Source organism: Proteiniphilum acetatigenes DSM 18083, assembly GCF_000380985.1.
In the GTDB taxonomy this organism is placed as follows: Bacteria; Bacteroidota; Bacteroidia; order Bacteroidales; family Dysgonomonadaceae; genus Proteiniphilum; species Proteiniphilum acetatigenes.
Window position 1 is genome coordinate 397,360 of record NZ_KB905695.1, and the last position, 24,169, is coordinate 421,528.

The window sequence follows — 24,169 nt, forward strand, 5'->3', positions numbered from 1 at the left end:
AATCCATTATCTTTTATCTATCGCGCGAAGCGCATTATCACCGAAGGCATTATCGTGCGAGGTACATTATCTGTAAAGATAATACTTCTTCGACAATTTCCTGAATGCTTCTTCATCTTTTGTCCAGTAGGATTGAATATCGGCGAAATGGTGGTTTTTGGAAAATTCCAGTCGGATAAAATCACTGCCGCTCACTTTGTCGAACATGTCGAACCTGTTTTCGGGAGCATGATCAAATACCTTTTTGTCGGGGTAAAGTTGTGCGGCGACCTCCATTATATGGAACTGGATATCCGACAGGCGTGCTTTCCGAAAATCAGTCAGATATATCTGTACTCCCTGAAAGTTACTTCCTTGCCCAACCGAATAGTAGGGCTTCAGGTGGATAGGACGGAACGTTACTCCCGGCAGTCGCTTGGCATTCAATACCCCGGCAAACTCTTCGGCATTGATCCATTCGGCTGCGAACATCTCAAAGGGAAGCGTATAACCCACGCCGATAGACATATACCCCAATTCTCCCAGGATCCCCGAAACAGGATAAAAATAGGCTGAATGGGCGAACGGTATATGAGGTGAGGTGGGAATCCAGGGTAACCCTGTGTCTTCGAAATTCATTTTCCGACGCCATTTTTTCATTTTTACCACCGTCAGTTTACAAGGTTGAGGAATCATCTTTTCTCCGATGATCATTTCCGCCAATTCTCCGCAGGTAAGGCCGTAGACATAAGGGATCCGCAGTTGGCTTACAAAAGAGAAGAAACCTTCTTCCACCAGGTTCCCTTCCACTTTCAGGCCGCCTAACGGGTTTGGGCGATCGAGTACCACAAATTCGATATTGTTTTCTGCGGCGGCCTGCATAGCCAGATACATGGTAGATATATAGGTATAAGACCGGCATCCTATATCCTGGATATCATACACAAGTACATCCACGCCCTCCAGCATTTCTTTGGTGGGTTTTCGGGTAGCTCCGTAGAGGGAATGGACAGGTACTCCGGTATTGGGATCAGTGAATGATTCTATTTTATCGCCGGCATGCACATCACCGCGTACGCCATGTTCCGGGCCATAGAGTGCTACCAGTTGCACATTGGGTGCTTCATACAGGATATCGATGGTCGATTTCAGGTTGTTATCGACTCCCGTCGGATTAGTGATCAGTCCCACACGTTTCCCATGCAATATTTTAAAGTTGGCTTCTTTCAGTACTTCGATCCCGGTCTTCACGTTTATTTTCTGGGCGGAAGAGGAGAAGGAAATGAGTAAACCACATACAATAAATACCAAGAATTTATTCATATAATCAGTAAATTAATAAATCATCAAATTAACCTTTTTACCATTCCTCTTTTTCACTTTCTCACTTTTTTAGCTTTCCCAAAATCCTTATCTACTTTCATAAAGGGAATCAACAGGAGGGTAGGAATAGTAGCTATCAGGATAAAGATAAAGAAATTCACATATCCCAGTTGTTCCTGAATCCAGCCGGCCGCCATACCCGGGAGCATCATTCCCAGTGCCATGAATCCCGTGCAGATGGAGTAGTGTGCAGTCTTATGTTCGCCCTGAGAGAAATAGATCAGGTAGAGCATATAGGCGGTAAAACCAAACCCGTAACCAAGTTGTTCGATAGCCACTGCCACATTTACCCAAATAAAACTTTCGGGTTGGTATATCGCCAGTAGAAGATAAGCGGCATTGGGAAGTGTAATAGCCAGTGCCATAGGCCAAAGCCAGTATTTTAATCCTTTACGCGACGCAACGATACCGCCTATGATACCGCCAAGAGTCAGGGCTATCACGCCGACCGTACCGTAGGCGAGACCTACCTCCTGAGTATTTAACCCCACTCCGCCCACTTCGCGGGCATCGAGCAGGAAAGGTGATGCCAGCTTCACCAACATGGCTTCAGCCAGTCGGTATAAAAGCATAAAGGTGATAGCCAGTCCGATTCCTTTCTTCGTGAAAAATGATTTGAATGTGTTCCCGAACTCTGTCATTACCTCCTTTGGGGTGTGTGCAGCTTTTCCTGTATCGCTTGCAGGGTAGGGCAGCATAAAGCGGTGCCAGGCAAAGAAAGCGATAAACAGACCTGCCAGAATGAAAAAGGTAATGCTCCAGGCGTATGGGATATTACCGGTACTTTTCTCGAGGAATCCGGCCAGGATCACCAGCAATCCCTGTCCCGCAATGGAGGCCAGGCGGTAGAAAGTGCTACGGATACCGACAAAAAATGATTGTTGTGAGTCGTCCAACGCAAGCATATAAAAACCGTCGGCAGCGATATCGTGTGTGGCGGAACTGAAGGCCATCAGCCAGAAGAATGCAAGTGATGCCTGCAGGTAGAATGGGGTGGGTAGGGTAAAGGCAATACCCGCGAATCCGGCGCCGATCAGCAACTGCATGGATACGATCCACCACCGTTTGGTTTTCAGGATATCCACGAAAGGGCTCCAGAAGGGTTTGATGACCCATGGAAGATAGAGCCAGCTGGTGTACAGGGCTATTTCGGTATTGGATAATCCGAAGCGTTTGTACATAACTACGGAAACGACCATTACCGCTACGTAGGGTAAACCTTCGGCAAAATACAAAGTAGGGATCCATGCCCAGGGGTTGCGTGTTGTTTTCATTTTTTCAATATAACCTATAATTAGTAATTGGTAATTTATCAATTAGTAATTAGTAATTTTTTACGGTTTTTGATTGAGGAAAATAATGCGCCAGTATCTCATTATAGCTGTATCCTTTTTCCGCCATTATGGCGGCGCCTATCTGGCACAGTCCTACGCCATGACCCCATCCGGCGCCGGTGAGTATAAATGTCTGCGGGATTCCGTTCTCATCTTCGTCCTGAGTATCGGTTACGAATGCGGAACTATAAAGATGCGACTTCGATAAAGTACGCCGTATTTCCAATTCTTTCCCTATCGTCATCACCCGTTCCGTGCCGATGATCTTCAGACGGATGATACGGCCGGAAGCACCTCTTTCAAGCGGTTGCAGGGCAATGATATCACCAAAATCGATTCCGGAACGTTCTCTGATAAGAGTCGATAATTCTTTCTGAGAATAGGTTATCTTCCAACGGTAAAAATCGGCTGTTTCCCGGTCATAATCGTTCAGCACTTGTTTTAATACATTTGCATCCTGTGTGTTACAAAAAGCGGGAGGTGAAGTGCGGATCCATTCCTCCGCATTGTCTTCGATGGTCAGGTCGGGTAGGAGTGAACCTTCGGTATAGTCGGGTTTTGCCTGCAGATAGGGATGTATTACGGGTTCCCATACGTTCTCGAATGTTTCCATCACGCCGCCACAACACTTTGAGAAGCGGGCATCGCAGATGGTACCGTCATAGGAAAGGACTTCTCCCCATGTTTCCCGGATCACCTTTTTTACCAATTCGGTGGATTGACGGGTGATTCCCTGGTAGCGCTGGCAGTGGTCGTCGGCACAGACGTCGAACCGATTGTGATTCTCCCGGTCGTACCAACGGAATATCCCGGTTGGTGTTTCGAATGACGTTTGATAATGGGTGCCGGTACTTTCAAGTGATTGATTTTTGTGTATCTGTGCCAGCAACCAGCTTCGTGAGATGACAGCATGTGCTTTCAGCAGCTCTTCGGAACTTGTAGCACTCATTTCGGATGAGATCACACTGGTGAGGTAATCTTCTAATGAAACGATATTAATCGCCGAGAGACTGCCGTTTTCTACGATAAATTTCAGGCTACCCAAAAAATATTGATCTTCCTTTCGTTCCCAATGAAATTGCACGCCGATGATCACATTTTTCAATCCGAAAGCATTATGATGCAGATCATCGGCTTCGAAAACGAGTTCATCGGATATCTCCCCCTTGAAAAGGATCTTTTCCCCCGAGATTTCAACCGAATAATCTCCCGGCTGTATTTCCCGACCGTTCGACTTATAACCGTCAGTCAGCGAAAAATCAATTTTTTGCTGTTGCAATAATATGCCTACATGAATCAGCGGTGCGTTCATATTTTAATTACTAATTGATAGTTGATTGTGGGTTGTTGAATATCATTTTTAACTTTCAATTTTCAATTTTCAATTTTCAATTGTCCATTGTCACCTTCTTCCTTGCCTGTAATTCCCATGTCCTGATCCTGTCTTTATAGAGGTTATGTGCGTTCATTTTCACTATATCGAGCGACGCATCACTATTATCCTCCCAACGGCGGCAGAGGTAAAGCACATCATAAATACGGCCTATCTGGTAGCGTCGTGAGATATTCAATCCCAGGGCATAATCCTCACCATAGCTGGTATTGGGCACTTTGATATCGCGCAGTACCGGCGTATAGAATGCGCGGGGGGCTCCCAGCCCGTTGATGCGCAAAGCGTTATTCCGGCCGTTATCGGGTGTCCATTCGCGATGGTCGATAATGCCTGGTGGAATCTCCTCCATATGGAAGTTGGTCATCCGGTAGGTACCTACCACCATGGCACACTGCTGTTCGTAGAAGGCGTCGACAATTTTTAGCAGTGTATCTTCACCGCTGTAGACATCGTCACTGTCGAGTTGTACGGCAAATTTTCCGCATTTCGGGTGGTGTACTCCCAGATTCCAGCATCCACCTATGCCCAGGTCGTCCCTCTCCGGGATAATATGTATCAGTCGTTCATCATCTTTAAATTCGTCGATAGCCTCTGTGGTACCATCCGTAGAGTAGTTATCCACCACAATGAGATTGAATGGGAAACCAGTCTTCTGTTTCAATACGGATGTGATGGCATCTTTAATGGTTTTTACACGGTTGCGCACCGGAATGATCACAGAAGCTTCATATTCGAAATGATCTTTGTTGAATTCGATTTCTTCGAATTGTGGTACCAGGTAGGCTCCCACTTCTTTTAGGTGTTGAGTACAGGCCTGTTCCATCTCGATCTGCACCTGCCGGTTTTTCGGATCCACGTAATCGAATATTTTTTCTCCCGATGCACGTTTGTCCTCTTCTATCTCCGTGTAAAGGTATTCATTGATATGTATCAGCGGGTGGTGTTGTGAGACTTTGAGCCGCAAGTCATATAGTCCGGCGAACCGGTAATCCTCATTCATCCTTGCTGCTGCCTCTTTGAGTGCGTCTGCATTATAGAGCAGCAACGACCCGAAATTGAAATCATCGCGCAGGCTTCCTTCCTGATAATCTATCACAGGATGATTCTTTTTTTCGCCGTCGATAACCGCGTAATAGTCGGCATATACCATTCCCGCCTGCATATCTCCGGCAATGCGAGCCATCCGTTCAAGGGCAAAATAACCCGGTTTCAGGACGGACGGTTTCTGATAGATAAGTGTGTAACCGGTAGTAGATTTACCGGCGATTTTTCTGATCGTTTCCGTGCTTTGCAGTCTATCGATGATAATCTTTTCACAATCTTCCAAAGTTGTGACAGTTTCATCAGGAGTAAGCAGATAAATGTTTTGTATCAGTTCCGACTGTTTGAGTTCTTCTACTGTTTTTCTTGCCTGTTCAGGTTGTGTGAAAAGAATAAAGGCGTTTATTTTTTGCATAGGATTTTTTTTAAAGTGACTAATATGGCAATCCTGATATGTCGGGATAACTGGTCCCGATCTTTCGGGTAGTAGTGACTAATGTGCTAAATTCTAATTTCTCAATCATCAAATCATCAAATTTTCAAATCAACTAATCAGTTAGGGCATCAACCAGTCCTTTCACCAATTTATTCCGGTTCTCCGTACCTTTTATGGCTTCTATCGGAAATCCCAGTATGGCGGTACCATATTGTTCCCCTTTATATATGACGCCGGCGCTTAGATTATTCTCTGAATAGCGAAAGACGGTAAAGGCATTCTCGTCTGCCGGTTCAATGGCATCGGGATATTCCACCACATAGCTTTCACTGTTCAGGGTATTATAATAGGACCAATTTCCCTGAACGGAAGGGAAGGGCGAAGCCACCGCTTTGACCTTTCCGGTTACTGCTCCATAATTGTTGCGCCATTTGTATCTGAGGGTGTTTTGTGCCCACTCCCTGTCTTCCGCTGAAGCATACGGATTGTCCCACAGGTCGGTTCCCACAAAAGCACCGCTGACGATGATGCTGCCGCCGTTATTACAATAATCGGTAATAGCTTCCTGGTTGGATTTGGAGAATGTTTTGAACCGTGGTGGTTTTGCTCCCCGTGCTACCGACCATTCCCGTTGTTTACCCAGTATCCAGTCCACAATACTATAGGAGTTTAAAGATAGGCTTTTATTTTCAATAGCAGCGACAGATGAGGATACAAATGAATAGCCTGCTTTGGCAAAGGCCTGCCCGTGAATAAAGGGATAATCGAAAGTATTACCTGCAATTGCGGTAGTTTCGTAATTCGCACCGCTGTCACCGAAACCCGATGCGTCGTCGTCCATCCATGGGATCACGCGACGGAATTCATGCATATGGCCTATAAAATGATGGTCGGCAATATAGGGTACGCCATTGTCCACATTTCCTGCAAAACCGGCGATGCTGTCTTCGGAAGTAGTAAAACTGAACGGAGCGGAAACCCTCGTAAATCCGTTTACGATTAAGACTTCCCCTCTCTGGCCCGTTTTACGGCATACGGATAGTATCTCCGAGGGAAAGCTGATACCACCGTCATTCACAGCCACTACCTTAAAACTGTAAACAGTGTCTTTTTGTATGGATGTAGTGTAACTGTTGCTATTCACAACGATTCCATTATCGAATCCTCCACCGTTGAGGCGGGTATAGACTGTATACCGGGTGGGAGTGGCTGACGGCTCCGCGGGATCGGGCGATGGCTGCCATTTCAATTCCACTTCCGTATCACCCGAAAAGCGGGCGCTGAATTCTTTTACAGGAAGTGGTTGTACTACGTAAGGACGGTTGTACTGGTTCGCCAGGAAGCGGAGCATTCCTTTGTAGATAGAGCGGCTTACAGTAAAGCGGAAAGAGGGATCCAGTCCGTAGCGCATATCTGCGAAGTTTTGATGGGATAACAACTCCAGTAGCATGGTCGGTACATTAGGCATCCGTGCTTCGGCATAGGAACGATTCCAGAGATGGCGGCGTGTCCATTCCGGTTCGAATTCGCGCCGTATATCGCTTACGATCTCTTCCATCACCAGTTCGGAGAGATCGCGCGAGGCCCATCTCGATCTTCCGTTTTCGAATAACCCGTCGTTAAAATGCGTCATATAAATACCGAGTGTTCCTACTATGGTATCTCCCCAGAAAGTCCCTGCATCGGTATGGAAAGCAAAAGCCATGTCTACAGGGATATTGAGCCCCTCGTCCTTGGGCAGTACCGGCGAGCCACCTGCCAGCCAGTTCACCCATGCGCCGCGTGATGCATAGTCGTCGGTATAATCATTCTTCCCTTCAGTGCGGTTGTATACGCTGTCGGGTACGCCCGCCCACTGCATCCAGTAACGTGCTCCCTCGGTATAGCGCGGATAGCCGCTTATCTCGGGTGAATAGTTGATCTTTGCTATAAGTGTCTCCTTGGAAACCTGTTTTTCGGAACTTTTTGTATTTTCTTTTTCAAATCCGTCGGGATGGGGCATTCTTGCGATATTTCCCATTCCCCCACCTATTTTTACTGCATCGGCAATGACAATCCTCCCTGCACGGCTGCTCCTGTTGGTGAGTGTTATTTTATGATTATTTCCTTCGTCGAAATAAAAATATCCCAGAAATATCCAGGTGCCGCCCCCCATTTGCTGGTTGACCCGGAAATCGGTCCTTCCACCGGCATGATACACGCTGTAGAGCGCCTCGTCTGTACTGTTCCTGACTGTTTGATAGGATACATAGACACCATATTTTCCCTTTCCGGGAATATCGGGATACCATTCGGCGAGACTCTCTTCATCGCGGGTTATTGTCTTGATTTGTCTGGCTGTTCCCATCCTGAACGGATTTTCACCATCCGGATAGATCTCTTTTGGATTGGCAAAACCTGCGGAATTGGTATTTTGCCATCTTTCTTTTCCATTGAGTTCCCTATAGTGTGAATCGCCATATCTGCCTGAATGGCCGGAACGGTTCCCTCCGGTAACATCATCATTGTCTATGATCAGTTCCGTTTTATTGTAATCCCGTTCGCGCGGCATCAGTACGTTAGCTCCCGCATTCTCAAGCATCGGTACCAGGAACGGCAGGACATAACTCTGTGTGTAAAGGTCTTCTACCGTTTGGAAGATACGTGCCCGCTGCCATTCCCACCGTCCCAGTTTCTGCTCGTAATACCAACCATGGCTTTGCCACAGTGCAATATGGTTGTTTTGCAATCCTTTGCCGAAATCTCCCATAGGAGAAGAAATATTGGTGACGAGCGGTTTTTTCACCCGGTGTGCGATCATCCGGTTTTTGTCTTTCTGCTTACTCCGGAAGAAATTGGGGATCAGGTGGCTGATCTCCTGTCCGTCGGAAAAAACGCTTATGTGATATTTTTTCTGTGCCGGGGGGAGGTGGTAACGTACGCTATCATAGATATGCAGGACTGTATTTTCCCGCATGGGGAGGTATGATAGCGTCAGGTTGGTATGTAACTCTATACTCTTTTTTCGTTCATTCATCGCGATGCTGTCCACCGTAACCCTTCCGGGACGCAGCATGACTTCTTTATAGATATTGGTGAGAGAACTGTTCAATTTCAGTTTCAACGAATCGTCGGCAGGATTCTGTGAAAAAACAGAATAAGATAGAGCAAGGATGAATAGAATGAAAACGGATCTTTTCATGTGATTATTTTACTTTCTCTTTATGGATATAGGACTGTTTATCAAAATGAAATGATAAGTTTGAGTACGGAGGACTGACGTAATCAATAGATGCTTTTCCGAATTTTTACAAAAATAAGAAAAATCGGTGGATCACCTCAATCTTTCAATAGTTTATCTACTCTCTTGAATTCATAATCTCTTTTTTTCAGTTTCTTTATCAGATCTTCCAACCGGTCGTACAATTTATCGGTCCGTTTCGGATCGGTACCGATATGGATCAGAAGTAGAAAGCCATTCAATCCATTCTTTTCTTCATACGCCAGGATGTTGTTGTAAATTGTTTCTGACGAAAGATAATTCTTCATATCGGGCGTTGTATAATCGGCATTGGAAGTTGTGCCGGGGGTGAAATTCACTATTTGTACGCCCATCGCTTCGGTCCAGTTGCTGATTTCCTGATTATACCATTCGTAGGGTGGCATAAAGTATCGTGGAGATTCAACTTTTAATCCGATTTCTTCCATCGTCTGATAATTATCATTCAGATCTTTTTCGAAATCAGTCCGGGAAAGCAGGGTAGAATCACGGTTCTTCCAGTCTGCATACAAAAGGTGCTTGTCGGAATGTGGACCAAGATAGTGGCCGTCTTTCTGAATATCCCTTGCAATGGCGGGGTATTTCCTGTAGAAATCGCCGGTGAGGAAGAATGTACCTTTTATATTATTTTTTTTCAGCACTTTTTGTATCTTCCTGGCTCCGTCGGCATATTCGTGTCCGGTAAAAACAAGCGACAGTTGTTTTTTTGAACTGTCACTGCGTACGATACCTCCTGCTACTTTTTTCGGTTGCTTTGCCTGTGCACTCAGATAACCCGGATTACATCCCAGCAGCCCGTCGCGCATGACGGTTTCGATTTCAGGAAATGAATCATCGCCTGTGATATCGTAATACACATCGTTGCCAATACGGAATGGGATGGATTCTGTTTCGCCCACTTTCACATCGTCTTCGAGATAGCCGACCTGGTTGACACGTATCCAGGATGATTGGGCATAACCTGTGAACACTATCCAAAGTAGTGGCAATATTAGATTTACTCTTTTCATACTATTTATTGTAAGTATGTATATGAATTCTATTTATTCTTTATTCCGGATATAACAGGTAAGGCTTGCGTTGTATCTTGAACTTTTCCACATCATCTTTCCACATCGCTTTTATCTCATCGGCCGGTTTACCTTCCATTATCATTTTCCGAACATAGGATACACCAATCAGCTTTTCGAAAAAAGAACGGAAGAAATGATCATCTAAATTTAAGTTGGTATAAGCATCTATAATGTATGACAGATCAAGACCCTTTTCAAATATTTCTTCATCGGGAATATTCCTTAAATCTACACCATAACATAGTCTATTTAGTTGTGGTGGATTTTTTGCTCCCGGAATGCTTCTGGGAGTAAATGTGAAAGAATACCCTTTCATATTGGGATGCCCATATACCTGAAACGGAAATTCCGTACCTCTGCCCAGGCTGACCGGTGTGGCTTCGAACAGGCATGTGGAAGGGTACAGGTATATCGATTTCATATTCGGTAAATTGGGTGATGGAGCAATTGGGAGCTGATAAAGCGTCTGATGGGTATAATTTTTACATTTGATGACGGTAATATCACAAATACGCGATTCGGGTAACCATTTTTCCCCGTTTATCATAAGAGCCAACTCTCCCAGCGTCATCCCATGGACTACGGGTATCGGTAACCATCCTACTCCCGATTTATATTGCATGTCGAGGATCGGACCGTCCACATAAAACCCGTTCGGATTAGGGCGGTCAAGGACGATCATTTTCTTGTTATGTTCCGCACATGCGTCCATCAGGCGTGCCATGCTGGCGTAATAGGTATAGAAACGAAGTCCTACATCCTGCAGGTCGAACAGCAGCACGTCGAATTGTGCCATGTTCTCCGGTGACGGCTTGCTGCTCCCACTGCCATAGAGCGACCATATGGGAGTACCTGTCTTTTCGTCCACTGAACTGGCTACATGCTCTCCTGCATCGGCTGTTCCACGAAAACCATGCTCCGGAGAGAATATTCCTACTACATTCATTTTATTTCTTATCAGCATATCCACCAGGTGTTCATCACCTGCCATGCTGGTTTGGTTAGCCATCACAGCTACCCGTTTGTTTTTCAGGATAGGGAAATATTCATTCGTAGATTCCGCACCTACTTTCACCTTGTTGCTTTGTGCATTCATCGCCAAAGCAGAAAGTAAAAAGATAAATAAGATTTTGATTATTTGCATAGGTTTGTTTTTCTTTTCTATCGGCAATAGAGAGACTCATTTTATAATAAATGCGCCTCTCTATTTTTGATCAGGTCTATTACCAACCCGGATTCTGTGTTAATGTATATCCTTTGTCTTTATAGATCGTTATTTGCGCGGCCGGTATAGACCGCAGATAATTCCTTTCGGAATTTATATCTCCTTTCACAAATGTTCTTAACGGAGAACTAAAACTGAAATAGCTGATATACCCTTCGGTTGGGGTTGCTCCCGGGTTCTCAGGATCAAATAGTTGTACAGCCGTAGATATGCCCGGATAATCCGCTTTGTCTATCCATGCTCCAAGTACTTTTTTATTGGGATTGTTTGATGTGCCTGTATTCAGGTATTCAAATTTTGCCCATCTGTTCAGGTCGTCACTGCGTCTGCCTTCCATCATCAGTTCGGTACGGCGTTCTCTACGTATTTCCCATAAAACAGGATCTACGGATGGGTCACGGTCTGGATCATCTATCACGATATTATTTACAGCAAGGCTGTTTCCGCTAAGAGTTACAGACGGTAATTTCCTGTTTACAGAAGGCGTTTCTGCCCATTTTGTCAATGTCCTTTTTCTTATTTCATTGATGGATTTATCCAGATCGGCCTGACTGAATGCTTCTCCTCCTATTTTACTTATTTCATACCGTGCTTCCACATAATTGAGAAGTACCTCTGCATAGCGTATTACCGGTGCATCTGCCGGACTAAGGAGGCCTGTAATGTATGGGGAGTCTCCAAGGAGCCATTCTTCATTCAGGAATTTTTTCGAAGCGAATCCGGTGGGAGAGGCAGCACTGAATAACCCGGAATTTAAAATGCGAAGAGAGTCGACAAACGTATCATAAATTCTCGGGTCACGATCGATGAATGTATTTTCTATACTGGGTTTTGTTTCCCCCTGATATAGAGGAGACTGTCCTATTGGAAGTCCGTCCAGGCATAGATAACTTTCTATAGCATCGATAGTGGCTCCACCTAACCTTTGGTCTTCTTTGGCATTATAGGCCATCAGTGCATTGGTGGCTATGCCTGTCGTGTATTCCCTATAGAATATTATTTCGGGATTATCGGCCAGACTCTCGCTTGTAAACAATGCATTGTATGTATTCCCGATAGAATATTCGTTGGATTCCATGACGCTTACGGCTCCGTCGATAGCTCCCCTGAAAAACTTTGAAAGTTCTTCATTGTTCACCGGTTGGGAGGAAGGACCTACAGTCGTGCCATGGTACTTCAGCCAGGTGGCATGATATAGCATATTGCGCGACATGAATGCACCTACAACGGCTTTATTTACCTGGCGTAGACCATCATCACTCCTAACGTTTTGCAGCGCATAATTATAATCATCCAGGATTTTATTTACCACCATAACCTGAGGATCACGGTCTTTGTACAGGATTTCATAATCTTCGGCATTCACAACAGCGATGTCTATATATGGGACATCTCCATATGCTTTTACCAATGCACTGTAAGCCATTGCCCTGAAAAAATATGCGATCCCTGTCCAATGATTTTTTGCTTCCTCGGAGATACCCATTTCCGGAATCTTCTCAAGCATGACGTTGGCTTTACGGACAATCCTGTATTGGTCTGTCCACAGGGCTGTAACTGAGTTGATACCTGTCGTATTGCTGGTAGGGAAAAATAAGCGTTGATTTGTATCGCTCACATTATCACTTGTCAGGAGGAAGTCGTCATTATATGAATCTCCTGAGAAATAGCCGCCGAAAACCCTGTAGTCCTGGGCATAGCCGACAAAATAAGTCGAATAGAAATCCTGCGCATACGCTCTCAAGCTTACTTCATCTACCCAGAATGACTCATCGTTTACCAGTTTGTCGAGAGGCGGCTTGTCCAGGAAATCGTCACAGCCGTGTACCGATATGAGAAGTAATAAGCATCCTGTATATAGTATATATTTTTTCATATTATTAAAAATATTCTTGTGTGCCAATAATTTATATGCTCGTTTCATAATCTCAGTTTTTTAACAATCAATTATAATGTAAGTTGTAATCCAAACGAAAGTGTCCTTTGGTAAGGATAGCTGCGTCCGAAATTGCGGGAGTCTGCTGCGGTACCTACATAGCGAACATCTATTTCAGGATCGATATCGGGTTTTACATTATCGAATTCAAACAGGTTTTCAGCAGTAACATACACTCTGAGGTTACTCATATAAGCTTGAGAGATAAGAGACTTAGGCAATGTATATCCTAAAGTCAATGTTTTTGCACGTAAGTAGGCCATATTAAGTAAATACCTGTTGTTTACCTGGTAATTACCCGAAGCTACCTGTGAATAGTTCATGGGGCGGGGATAGAAAGCATTCGTGTTGTCCGCTCTCCAATAATCTTCAGCACCTTTGTAATAAGGCTCTCCGGCAGTATATCCCGGTAATACCTGATTACCCATTGCCCAGAGTTTGCGTTGTCCCACACCCTGAAAGAACATATGGAAATCAAATCCTTTATAATCAGCACCTATACTGAATCCATATTCAAAACGGGGTAATGCGTTCCCTATGATAGTCATATCTTTGGCATCTCCCACTGTTACACCTTTTCTGATATATCCGTCACCATCCAGATCTTTATACAATACATCTCCCGGTGCAAATTTGTAATTTCCGGGAAATACCTCTGTCTGGTTGGGTATACCTGCCACGAGGTTTCCATCTGCATCGAAATCACTTTCCTGAAGTAATCTGTCTACCTGCAATCCCCATATATCACCTAATACCATACCTTCTTTGTAGACACTTACATCCGTAAACCATCCGTTGCCATTACCTCCATAAGAGGGTATGGTTGTATTATTGGACCATTTATTCACCTTGGTTTTATAATCAGTGATTTGTCCGCCTAAGGTAATTCCCAGGCCATTGGAGAATTTGTGACGGAAATCGGCTGATAACTCCCAGCCCAGTGTTTCCAATTCTCCCATATTCTGATAGGGGCTTGCAGCACCCAATGTCGCAGGGAGGGTTTGGGTGGCAAGTACATCACTGGTTGTTCTCCGGTACCAGTCGAATGTAATGCCCAATTTGTCATTGATGAATCGTGAATCAAATCCAACGTCGATCGTTTTTACTTTTTCCCACGTAAGAGAACTGGATACAACAGTAGGCGTACTTACTGATGTCTGTCTCACGCCATTGATAACCCAGCTGTCTAACTGACCGTCCATCGTAGAAATAAATCGGTTCAGTCCTACATCTTGATTACCAATAGTCCCGTAGGATGCTCTTATTTTCAGAGAAGAGAGCGCGGGATAGAGTTTCTGCATAAAATCTTCTTCTGATATTGTATATCCTGCAGAGACGGAAGGGAAGAATGCGAACCTCTGATCTTTAGGAAATCTTGAAGAGCCGTCATAACGTCCATTCAACTCCAGAAGGTAGCGGTTATTATATGCATAGTTGATCCGCCCGAAGAATCCTGCTACGGCCCAATCCGTATGTTCGGAACTGGTAGTCGGATCCCCGATGGCTAAATTAAGCTCAGGCCTGGAGGTACTGAGCAGATCTCTTTTCTGTGTCCAGATATACCTATACTCACTTTGTTCTATATTGGAGCCGGCCAATACATTAAAATCATGTTTTCCTACTTTCCTGGTGTAAGTAGCCACAATGTTATTTGTTAACATCTGCCTGTTACTTCTTTCTTCGCGCACATAGTCGTAACTTGAAGAGATATAATTCCCATAAGAATTCTTTAAACTTTCAAGAGAACTATGAGCGGTGAAGATATCATAGGCATATACTTTATCTCCAAATCTTTTATAACGTAATTCATTAGCCGTGTAGATGAAATCAAAGTCAATAGTGAGTCCTTCCAACGGCTTTAACGTGAATCCTGCTCCAAGACGTATATAGTCTCTATCACGATGGGTCATAGGTGCTTGTTGCAACTCGGTTAAAGCGCTTCTGAACGGTTTTCCATCCAAAGTGCCATATGGATACATCGGCTGCCATCTGTAGAGATAGTACATATGGTCATATAAATCCGCCGCATACATAAACGGTTTATCAAAACCGGTTTTGGTGTACATAGCATTAGCCCTGATGTTCATATATTTGCTAAGCTCTGTATTTAATGTGAGGTTGGCATTATACCTGTTAAACACATCGGGGTTCACTTTGGTAAGCCCTTCCTGATGGATATAACCTAATGTCAATCCGTAGTTTGTTTTTCCATTACCTCCACTTACCGAGAGATTGTGAGACTGTTGTGGCATCCAGTTTTTTATGTACATATCATACCAGTCCCATGTTCTGTAAAACCGTATTCCGGCAGCATCTATTTCGAAGTCGCGACCATACACCATCTCCAGGCCTAAGCCTTTTCCGTCACCATACTGTTCGGCCCAGGCTTTCATACCATCTACGGTTTTCTGGTCGACGATCATATTTGCCACAACATTGTATGAGTTGGCAGGAGAAGGGGCTGCCTGCATCCCGGCCAGATTAATTTCGGCTTGTTGCCATCCGGGTAGTTGTTCCGGTTTTTTTGTCGGGGTTCTCCATGCGAAATTATTGGAATAATTGATGGATAGCCTGTCGTATCGTTGTTTTGCCTTTGTGGTTATCAGAATAACCCCGAATGCCGCCCTGGCACCATATATGGAAGATGATGCAGCATCTTTCAATACGGAAATGGATTCAATGTCATCCGGATTGATAAGTGTTATATCCGAGATCTCCACATTATCCACAAGAATCAATGGGTTGGCATCTCCGTTCGGAGAGCCTACTCCTCCTCTGATCTTAATGGAAGGAGCACTCCCGATTTCTCCCGATCTTGTTGAAATGGTTAATCCGGGTACAGCACCCTGCAACGCACGGCCGATATCTGAAATAGGACGGCTATCGACTGTCTTTCCCAGGTCGACTGATGCAACTGCGCCTGTTAAATTGGCTTTTGCCTGTACACCATAGCCTACTACCACGACCTCTTCCAGTGCCTGGGTGTCTTCCTGCAATGTAATATTGAAACTTGTTCTTCCACCCGTATTGATTGTTTGAGACAGGTAGCCTATATATGTGATCTGTACTGTGGCATCATTTGCCACCTTGAGGGAAAAATTTCCGTTTACATCGGTAATGGTACCGTTGGAGGTGCCCACTTCAATAATATTGGCACCGATGATGGATTCACCGTTTGCATCCCTTACTGTTCCGGTAATGGTTTTTCCGGTTTGTTGCACTTCATCGGGATTGGTTTCGTTATCAACGCTTCTGTTGTCTTTAATAACCTCGGGTTTCTTTGAAACGGTGATCTGTCGATTGACAATGGAATAAGTAAGGTCCGTATTCCTCAGCAATAAATCCAGAATTTCGTCCATAGATTTATTGTGAAGAGAAACGTTTACACTCGTCGATAAACTGTTCTCTGTATTATCCATTAAAAGGAAGAGATAGTCGCTGTTTTTCTCTAATTCACGAAATGCTTCTTTCAACGTTACATTTTCCAACTCGGCGCTGATTGCTTTTGATTGAGAATAAATATTTTCTGCCGTCACAGAAAAAATGCAAAGGAAAGTGATAAAAAAATAGATTTTCATGATCTTAAAAAACTTATCATTCTTTTTCGTGACAAAAAGCTTACTTGTGTACTTTTCTTGCATATCTTTATTTTGAATTTTAATTTGTTTCCAATAAATTATGATTCACTTAATCTATTAATTCCAACCCGGGTTCTGTCCTAATTGAGGATTCAAAGAAATCTGATCTGACGGTATGGGATACCAATAGTGTTTCTTATCGAACAGACGTGTCATTTCTTTGCTACCGTCAATATAGGTTCCCACCTTATCTATAACACGGTTATACGGGTCGTTCACAATATTGGCACCCAGCAGGATATCGGGATATACCGACGAATCCAGTTTATCAAGTTGATGCCATCTGATCAGATCCCAGTAGCGTGTCCAGTTGTCAAACATCAGTTCGGTACGGCGTTCACGACGGATTTCCCAGATTAGATCACTTACTCCCATATTATTGGCAGGATCGGAAAAACCGACATCCACAGTTAATGGAGGAAGTCCGGCCCTGCTCTTCAATCTATTAACTGATTTATCAAGATCATCCTGGGTAATATCACCTAGCTCTGCGCAAGCTTCTGCATACTGCAGGTAGACGGTCGCCAACCAGAAAATAGGAGCATGCGTGAAATTAGCCGAAGTTTGGTTTCTGTATATGTTCTCCAGATTCTTATTGTCGTATTTGGATACTCCATAACCGGTAGATGAAGTCATGGAAATACCGGTTCCAAAACGAGTGAACCCTCTTCCCACATAACAGAGCGCCGTATCAATCGTCTCACTGAGCCGTTTATCACGTATTTCCAACATTTTCCTAATGGACAATACCGTATCGGGCACCACTTCTCCTGCGACTGTTTTAGTTCCGACCAGGAATTCTGCTTCATCATTTGTATCGAGTGATGTCGATGCCAATGGTCTACCATCGGTAAACAGATAAGATTCAAAAGCATTTTTTGACATTCCACTGATCTGTGTCGATGAACTGATATAAGCAATCAGGGAATGATGCAACACACTTTGTTTATAAGCTTTATAGAAGATCATTTCAGGATTACCGGACAAATCGGTTGAGTTGTAATTTCCCTGATATGAGCTATTTAGTGAAAACTCTTTCCCCATCAAATACGCCGCTGCACTCTTGGTTTCATTAAGAAACCTGTTGGCTCCCGTCATATCCGGTGCCGATTGGTTATCTTCTGCTTTTCTATATTTACGGTAAGTTCCTTCAAACAGACATATCTCCGCTTTCATCGCATAGGCCACATTCCGGTTCAACTTGGTCTTTGCTGAATTATCATACATATTCTGACAGGCATAATCCAAATCTTCAAGTACCTTGTCCATTATACTGTCACGATTTTCACGTGTACCGTAGAGGTATCCATCATCAGTAATATCAAGAGACTGATCGACCCAGGGAACATCTCCGTACGTACGCACAAGCTGATAATAATGCCATGCGCGCATTAAACGGCCCACGCCTCTCCAATGATTTTTTGCCTCGTCACTCATTTCCACATTGTCCACGTTCTCAAGCAGAATATTTGCACGGCGTATTTCCACCCATCCGTCACGCCAGTTGGTACTACTTGCCGGCACATTCTGAAAGGTCCAGTTAGTAAAACTGTTACCTGCCTGATCATCCGACAGTGTCCGGTAATAAAAGAGTCCGCTTCCACCGGCATTACCATACCCCAGGAATGTTTGATAGAAGGTATTGGCGTAGCCGGTCACATTATTTTCATTGGTCCAAAAATTATCGTTAGTGAACGTATCCAGCGGTCCTTTGTCCAGAAAATCGCTACACGACGCCAACACTAAAGCGATAGTAGATATGCATATTATATTTATATTCTTCATATTACTTTCTTTTTTCAATAATAAAACAATTTAGAATGTAAGCTGAACTCCAAATGATACTGTCCTGTACATCGGGTCTATACGTCCCCATGTGGCGTTACCCAGGCTCGCACCTTCTTCTTTATCATTTACTTCGGGATCGACAGGAGCATTGCTTTTGTTGATCAGCTCCATCAGGTTATTCCCGCTAAAGTAGATCCTGGCTCTTTGCATGTAGATCTTCGATGCAATCTCTGATGGCAAAGTATATCCGACCGTTAAATTCTTTAACCGCAAATAGGCCATATTGACAAGATATTTGGATTGGGGATAGAAATTATGATTCCCTAACTCTAACACTGAGATAGTTCCTCTTCCGGCATTACCGGGAAATAAACGCGGGAAATCAGCATTGGGATCGGGATTTTCTTCTGTCCAATAGCTTGTCTGGTTTGCATAAATAGCATCGGCACCACGCATCATCGGCATAACAAAAGCACTTTGGGTCCAAACTGCCCGTTTCCCCACGCCCTGGAAAAACATATCAATGTCAAAACCTTTCCATTCTGCACCTAATCTGAAACTATATTGATAACGAGGGGTCGTATTACCTATCACTTTCAGGTCGCCATGATCATCGGCAGTACCTTTACCACCATCAATCACGCCATCTCCGTTTAGATCCTTGAACTTGACATCACCGGGACCAAATGCGAAACTTCCCTGTTCTAGCCCCTCTTGAGAAGCAACTCCAGTCTTATAAGTTCCATCGGCATTAAAATCATCTTGTGTGAAATAGCGTTCAGTCTCAAATCCCCAGATATCACCATATCTTTTTCCGGAGTAATTTTGATTCAGTAATTTCGCTTCATTTTCCCATTTGGTAATATCGGTAACGAAATCTCCTATATTTGCATTAGCATATACAAGCACTTGATTGAAACGGTGACGCCAGTCAACTGTCAGTTCCCAACCACGTGTGCGGAGTGTGCCGGCATTCACATATGGAGCATCGGCACCTAATACCTGAGGCATGGTCTGACCAGGAGCCAACATATCTTTTGTGGTACGTTGGTACCAGTCGAACGTGAAGTTCAGTTCATTGTGCAGCAACCCTAAATCCAATCCCACGTCAAGCGTTTGAATCCGTTCCCACATCAATGTGGACGAAACCAACTTGGGTAAATCATATGCCACTACTTTGGTACCATCATCGGCCAGCCAATAGGTATCGGTATCGGAGCGCTTTGCCAGCGTAGACAGGAACATGTTGTCCCCTACTGCCTGATTACCAATTTCACCATAAGATGCTCTAAATTTCAGGTTACTAATGGATTCTCTCAGAGGGACAAAGAATGATTCTTCACTGATCCTGTAACCTGCCGAAGCGGAAGGGAAGAACGCCCATCTATCGGATGCAGGAAAACGTGATGAACCGTCGTAACGACCGTTCATCTCCAGTAACCAGATACCCTTATAATCGTAATTAATACGGCCGAAATAACCTGCTGTCGCCCAATGGTTATGCTGTCCGGTCACGTACTGAGAGCCGGTTGCAAGATTGAACTCCGGAAGGTTGTAATCCAAAAGGTTATCTCTTCTTGAAGAATGTCTGAAATGGGTGCCGCTCTCAGCATTGGCTCCTAACATAAAATTAAAATTATGTTGATTGGCAAGCGAGAATTCATAATTGGCAAAAATATTAAAGGCGAATGACTTGTCCTTTCGTGATTCCTGGATCAGGTATGAGGTAGTTTCAAAAGTTCCAATATTATCAATGGCTCCACCCCAGGAGTTCCAAACCTGTACGGGAATATAGGCACCCTTGTAAGTATAGTTATTTACATCGTAGGTGTAATCGGTATTTAACGTCAACCCTTTTGCGAGGGTAGCTTTTGCAAACGTACCCATACGGATAAAACCATTATTGTCGGTCCAATCTCCTGCCTGCTTCCGGTATGCTATATCATTCCTGAAATCAGTACCTTGATATGTTCCGTAAGGACCGAAGAAACTTCCCCATCGCCACATATACTGATAAGTCGTTCTACGCGTGGCAGGCCCGATGAAGTCTTTATTGCTGTAATTGAATCGTGCTCCCACCTGCAACCAGTCCTTTACATCGGTGGTTACATTCATCATGGCAGTCCATTTATCCAGTTTTTCGGGGAAGAAGGTCATGATACCTTCATCATGGTTGTATCCTACCGACATGTAGTAAGATGTTTTTCCACTTGTTCCCTGTACGGACAGGTTATGGCTTTGCGACGGTTTCCAGTTCCTGAACATGATATCTACGACATCCCAATCGGCAAAATACATACCCACTCCGTTGTTGTCGAGAATGAAATCTCCAAGCGGCTTGGAACTATCCGTAAGGGCATCTCTGTGACCCGGAATCATTTCCCTATAACCTGATTTTTTACCGTTATGCTCATCTCTCCATCTTTCGGCATATGGAAGCATTTGATCCAAATACATGCCGAACAACTCATTTGCCGCACCGCTCCGACCGTTTGCTGCGATTAACGCTCTCAACTGACTGGGCACGTCGGGATAGTCGGGTAGTATAGTAGGTGTATCCCATGCAACATTTCCATTATAGTTCACTGATACCCGGTCGACCTGCCGGGCTGATTTGGTGGTGATGAGTATTACCCCAAAAGCAGCTCTGGTACCGTAAATAGAAGTTGAGGCTGCATCTTTTAACACTGAAACACTTTGAATATCCTGTGTATTCAATAAGGAAAGGTCGTCCATCGGTACCCCATCCACAACTATCAGGGGATTACTTTTCGCATCATTACTCAATGTCCCCAACCCCCTGATCGTAACTGTGGGCTGTGCTCCCAACCTGCCGCTGCTGCTTATAACGGATAGCCCGGGAACCGCTCCTTGTAAAGCTTTGGAAATATCCGAATAGGGGCGCGCCTCCAGTGTCTTGCTTACATCCACGGTAGATACAGCTCCTGTTAAATTAGCTTTTTTCTGTATACCGTATCCCACGACCACCACCTCTTCCAATGCCTGAGAGTCTTCTATTAGTGTGATGTTGAAATTTGTGTTTCCTGCTGTATTGATTGTCTGGTTCAAATATCCGATATAGGTGATCTGTATTGTTGCATCGTTTGCCACTTGCAACGTGAAATTTCCGTTTACATCGGTAATGGTACCGTTGGAGGTGCCCACTTCAATAATATTGGCACCGATAATTGATTCTCCGCTAACATCATTTACAGTTCCGGTAATTGTCTTACGGGTTTGCTGCACTTCCCCGGTATTGATTTTGTTTTCAGCCTCTTTCTTATTTTCAACACTTCCCGGTTTCCTTGAAATGGTGATCTGCCTGTTGACGATAGAGTAGGCCATATCTGTATTCCTCAGCAACAAATCCAGTATTTCGTCCATAGATTTGTTGTTAAAGGAAACATTTACAATCTTTGATAAACCGCTTTCGGTATCATCCATAAAGAGAAACAGATAGTCGCTGTTTTTCTCTAATTCACGAAATGCTTCTTTCAACGTTACATTTTCCAATTCGGCGCTGATTGCTTTTGATTGAGAATAAATATTTTCTGCCGTCACAGAAAAAATGCAAAGGAAAGTGATAAAAAAATAGATTTTCATAATCTTTAAAAACTTATCATTCTTTTTCGTGACAAAAAGCTTACTTGTGTACTTTTCTTGCATATCTTTGTTTTGAATTTTAATTTGTTACCAATAAATTACGATTCACTCCGTAGATTTTGCTAATCGCTCGGCATAGTCCAAACTTCCTTGGCCTCTGTTCTTGCCTAACTGCAAAATTCACACTCTGGTCGAATAATGTTGCCGCATTATTCGACTTTTTTTGATTTTTCTTTTTCCATAGGCATACATAGTTTTTAAATTAATAATATCGATTTAGTTATCGGTGGATGAATATTGTCTCATCACTCTGTTTATCAAATTGTAAATAAGTCATTTTAGAAAAAACTTCGAGCACATCATTCAAGTTATCCGAAAGGAATAGTTTACCTGAACAGGTCTGGTCATGCATATTCATATTCGGATTGTATCGGAATTCTACGTTATAGTATCTTCCTACTTTCTTCAATACCTCGCTCAAAGGGGTTTTATTTAATTGCATATAACCGTTTGTCCAACTGATATAATCCGAAACATCTACTTGCTTGCGAAGGATCATGCCGTTTTCGATCTCAGCCATTTCATTGGGTTGTAATAATACGGCGCTGTTTTCGCTCATCACTTCCACTGAACCGTTTACCAAAACAACCGACTCTCTTGTATCTTCAGAATAGGAAGAGACATTGAAGGATGTTCCATATACGGTGATTTGAGAATGAGGGGTATGGATCACAAAAGGGACATCGGTTTGTTTCGTAACCTCAATGAAGATTTCTCCTTCCACACTGATCTCCCTCTTTTTTCCGGAAAATGTGCCGGGAAATTCCATTTTGGTACCGGAATTCAGGTGTACTTTCGATCCGTCTGCCAATATAAGGGTCGACCTTTTTCCATAAGGCACGATAAGTTTGTTTGTCTGGTTATTATTCAAATCGATTTCTTTCTGTGTAAGTGGATTCTGGATCACTGCACTGTGTTTCTTTTCGGAAAGATCCAAGGTGGAATTATTATCGATTTCCAATACGTTATTACCGGTAAAAAGTTGTATATTGTTATTGTTCATTACTTCCCCGATGGAAGACATTCCAGGCTCCCTGTTTTCAGACTTCTCGTGCAGAATGAAGAGTGTGGATATTAACGCAAACAATAATACGGCGGCGGCAGATGAAGCATATATTTTATGCCATTTTTTTCTTCTCTGTTTTTCAATTTTTTCATTTAGTTTTTGCAGGCCTGAAGTTTTGCTGTTCTGAAGTGTACCTTTTCTATTCCGTATTGTTTCAAGTGCTTCAATAGCTTTATTGAACGGTTCCTGAAGCTCTGCATTTTCCCGAATAAAATTTTCCCAGAAAGCATCCAGTTCTTTTGTGGGGCGGATTCTCCAGTACACAAAAAGTTCGTCGCTCAAAAAATCTTTATAATCCATAACAGGCTCTATCATTAGTTATATAATAAAGACTGAGCGAAGGGGAAAAGGAGGACAATATTAATAAATATTAACCAAATATAGTTAAAGGAATGCCAGAAGAAAAGTAAGGAAAGGATTTTTTAGTTGCTGGTTTTCTCTCATTTTTTGTAGTGCCCTGTATGTCGATTTTTTTACGGCTTCAGGGTTCATATCCAACAAGGCTGCTATCTCATTGAAAGATAGATTGAGTTGATAATGGTAATAAATTATTTTCCTCTGTTTCGGTGGTAAAACTCTTAGTGATCGTTTAATTTCATCTTTCCACTGCAATTCTGTTTCTTTCTCAATAATCCTTTCAACTACACTGTTTTCACTCTCCAGTATGATATCATTATAATTTATATAGTTAATTTGGGTTTCCACATTATGGATATCAAATAATCTGTTTTTCATGCAGTGAAGCAGGTAAAACTCAATATTTCTGATATGGGTCAACTGCTTCCGGGATATATATATTTTATAAAAAACATCCTGAATGGCATCTTTACATACCTCCTCATCGAAGCCTATTTTCAGACCGTATGCAAAAAGTTCTTTGAAATAAAAGCGATAAAGTTCTGAAAAAGCGTCTTCGTTACCTTGTAAGAATTTTTGCCAGCTGTCCGCACCCATT

General features: G+C 43.4%; 13 protein-coding genes. All 13 read right to left on the minus strand.

The window, feature by feature from the left end; translation table 11 throughout:
• Positions 1-66 precede the first annotated feature (66 nt).
• Positions 67-1,302: an exo-beta-N-acetylmuramidase NamZ family protein gene (locus tag F597_RS0108140; protein WP_019539238.1), complete on the minus strand. Its 1,236-nt coding sequence runs from the start codon at positions 1,300-1,302 to the stop codon at positions 67-69.
• Positions 1,303-1,355: 53 nt separating this feature from the next.
• Positions 1,356-2,636, minus strand: coding sequence for an MFS transporter (locus tag F597_RS0108145; protein ID WP_019539239.1), 1,281 nt, complete (start codon positions 2,634-2,636; stop codon positions 1,356-1,358).
• Positions 2,637-2,685: 49 nt separating this feature from the next.
• Positions 2,686-4,008, minus strand: coding sequence for a SpoIID/LytB domain-containing protein (locus F597_RS0108150; protein ID WP_019539240.1), 1,323 nt, complete (start codon positions 4,006-4,008; stop codon positions 2,686-2,688).
• Between the two features lie 76 nt (positions 4,009-4,084).
• On the minus strand, positions 4,085-5,545 hold the full coding sequence (locus F597_RS0108155; RefSeq protein WP_019539241.1) for a glycosyltransferase family 2 protein: 1,461 nt from the start codon (positions 5,543-5,545) through the stop codon (positions 4,085-4,087).
• A 133-nt stretch (positions 5,546-5,678) separates the two neighbouring features.
• Positions 5,679-8,747 carry a golvesin C-terminal-like domain-containing protein gene (locus F597_RS0108160; RefSeq protein ID WP_019539242.1) on the minus strand — a complete coding sequence of 1,023 codons (3,069 nt, stop codon included), beginning with the start codon at positions 8,745-8,747 and terminating at the stop codon, positions 5,679-5,681.
• 137 nt (positions 8,748-8,884) lie between these two features.
• Positions 8,885-9,835: a polysaccharide deacetylase family protein gene (locus F597_RS0108165; RefSeq protein WP_157279029.1), complete on the minus strand. Its 951-nt coding sequence runs from the start codon at positions 9,833-9,835 to the stop codon at positions 8,885-8,887.
• A gap of 40 nt (positions 9,836-9,875) precedes the next feature.
• Positions 9,876-11,042, minus strand: a complete 1,167-nt coding sequence (locus F597_RS0108170) for an exo-beta-N-acetylmuramidase NamZ family protein (protein ID WP_019539244.1) — start codon at positions 11,040-11,042, stop codon at positions 9,876-9,878.
• Positions 11,043-11,121: 79 nt separating this feature from the next.
• Positions 11,122-12,999, minus strand: coding sequence for a RagB/SusD family nutrient uptake outer membrane protein (locus F597_RS0108175; RefSeq protein WP_026327267.1), 1,878 nt, complete (start codon positions 12,997-12,999; stop codon positions 11,122-11,124).
• A 71-nt stretch (positions 13,000-13,070) separates the two neighbouring features.
• Entirely contained in the window at positions 13,071-16,637 is a 3,567-nt protein-coding gene (locus tag F597_RS0108180) for a TonB-dependent receptor (RefSeq protein ID WP_245542009.1), read from the minus strand.
• Positions 16,638-16,754: 117 nt separating this feature from the next.
• Positions 16,755-18,482 carry a RagB/SusD family nutrient uptake outer membrane protein gene (locus tag F597_RS0108185; RefSeq protein WP_019539247.1) on the minus strand — a complete coding sequence of 576 codons (1,728 nt, stop codon included), beginning with the start codon at positions 18,480-18,482 and terminating at the stop codon, positions 16,755-16,757.
• 30 nt (positions 18,483-18,512) lie between these two features.
• Complete coding sequence (locus F597_RS0108190; RefSeq protein WP_019539248.1) at positions 18,513-22,088, minus strand: TonB-dependent receptor; 3,576 nt, start codon at positions 22,086-22,088, stop codon at positions 18,513-18,515.
• Positions 22,089-22,368: 280 nt separating this feature from the next.
• A complete protein-coding gene (locus F597_RS0108195; protein WP_019539249.1) occupies positions 22,369-23,514 on the minus strand; it encodes a FecR family protein in 1,146 nt (381 codons plus the stop codon).
• Between the two features lie 84 nt (positions 23,515-23,598).
• Positions 23,599-24,168, minus strand: a complete 570-nt coding sequence (locus F597_RS20400; protein WP_019539250.1) for an RNA polymerase sigma factor — start codon at positions 24,166-24,168, stop codon at positions 23,599-23,601.
• Between the last annotated feature and the right edge of the window lies 1 nt (position 24,169).

Excerpts from the sequence above, each read along its gene's own strand:
- F597_RS0108165 (WP_157279029.1), bottom strand. The coding sequence starts at position 9,835 with ATGAAAAGAGTAAATCTAATATTGCCACTACTTTGGATAGTGTTCACA.
- F597_RS20400 (WP_019539250.1), bottom strand. The coding sequence starts at position 24,168 with ATGGGTGCGGACAGCTGGCAAAAATTCTTACAAGGTAACGAAGACGCT.
- F597_RS0108140 (WP_019539238.1), bottom strand. The coding sequence starts at position 1,302 with ATGAATAAATTCTTGGTATTTATTGTATGTGGTTTACTCATTTCCTTC.
- F597_RS0108150 (WP_019539240.1), bottom strand. The coding sequence starts at position 4,008 with ATGAACGCACCGCTGATTCATGTAGGCATATTATTGCAACAGCAAAAA.
- F597_RS0108160 (WP_019539242.1), bottom strand. The coding sequence starts at position 8,747 with ATGAAAAGATCCGTTTTCATTCTATTCATCCTTGCTCTATCTTATTCT.
- F597_RS0108180 (WP_245542009.1), bottom strand. The coding sequence starts at position 16,637 with ATGAAAATCTATTTTTTTATCACTTTCCTTTGCATTTTTTCTGTGACG.
- F597_RS0108190 (WP_019539248.1), bottom strand. The coding sequence starts at position 22,088 with ATGAAAATCTATTTTTTTATCACTTTCCTTTGCATTTTTTCTGTGACG.
- F597_RS0108195 (WP_019539249.1), bottom strand. The coding sequence starts at position 23,514 with ATGGATTATAAAGATTTTTTGAGCGACGAACTTTTTGTGTACTGGAGA.
- F597_RS0108185 (WP_019539247.1), bottom strand. The coding sequence starts at position 18,482 with ATGAAGAATATAAATATAATATGCATATCTACTATCGCTTTAGTGTTG.
- F597_RS0108170 (WP_019539244.1), bottom strand. The coding sequence starts at position 11,042 with ATGCAAATAATCAAAATCTTATTTATCTTTTTACTTTCTGCTTTGGCG.
- F597_RS0108145 (WP_019539239.1), bottom strand. The coding sequence starts at position 2,636 with ATGAAAACAACACGCAACCCCTGGGCATGGATCCCTACTTTGTATTTT.
- F597_RS0108155 (WP_019539241.1), bottom strand. The coding sequence starts at position 5,545 with ATGCAAAAAATAAACGCCTTTATTCTTTTCACACAACCTGAACAGGCA.
- F597_RS0108175 (WP_026327267.1), bottom strand. The coding sequence starts at position 12,999 with ATGAAAAAATATATACTATATACAGGATGCTTATTACTTCTCATATCG.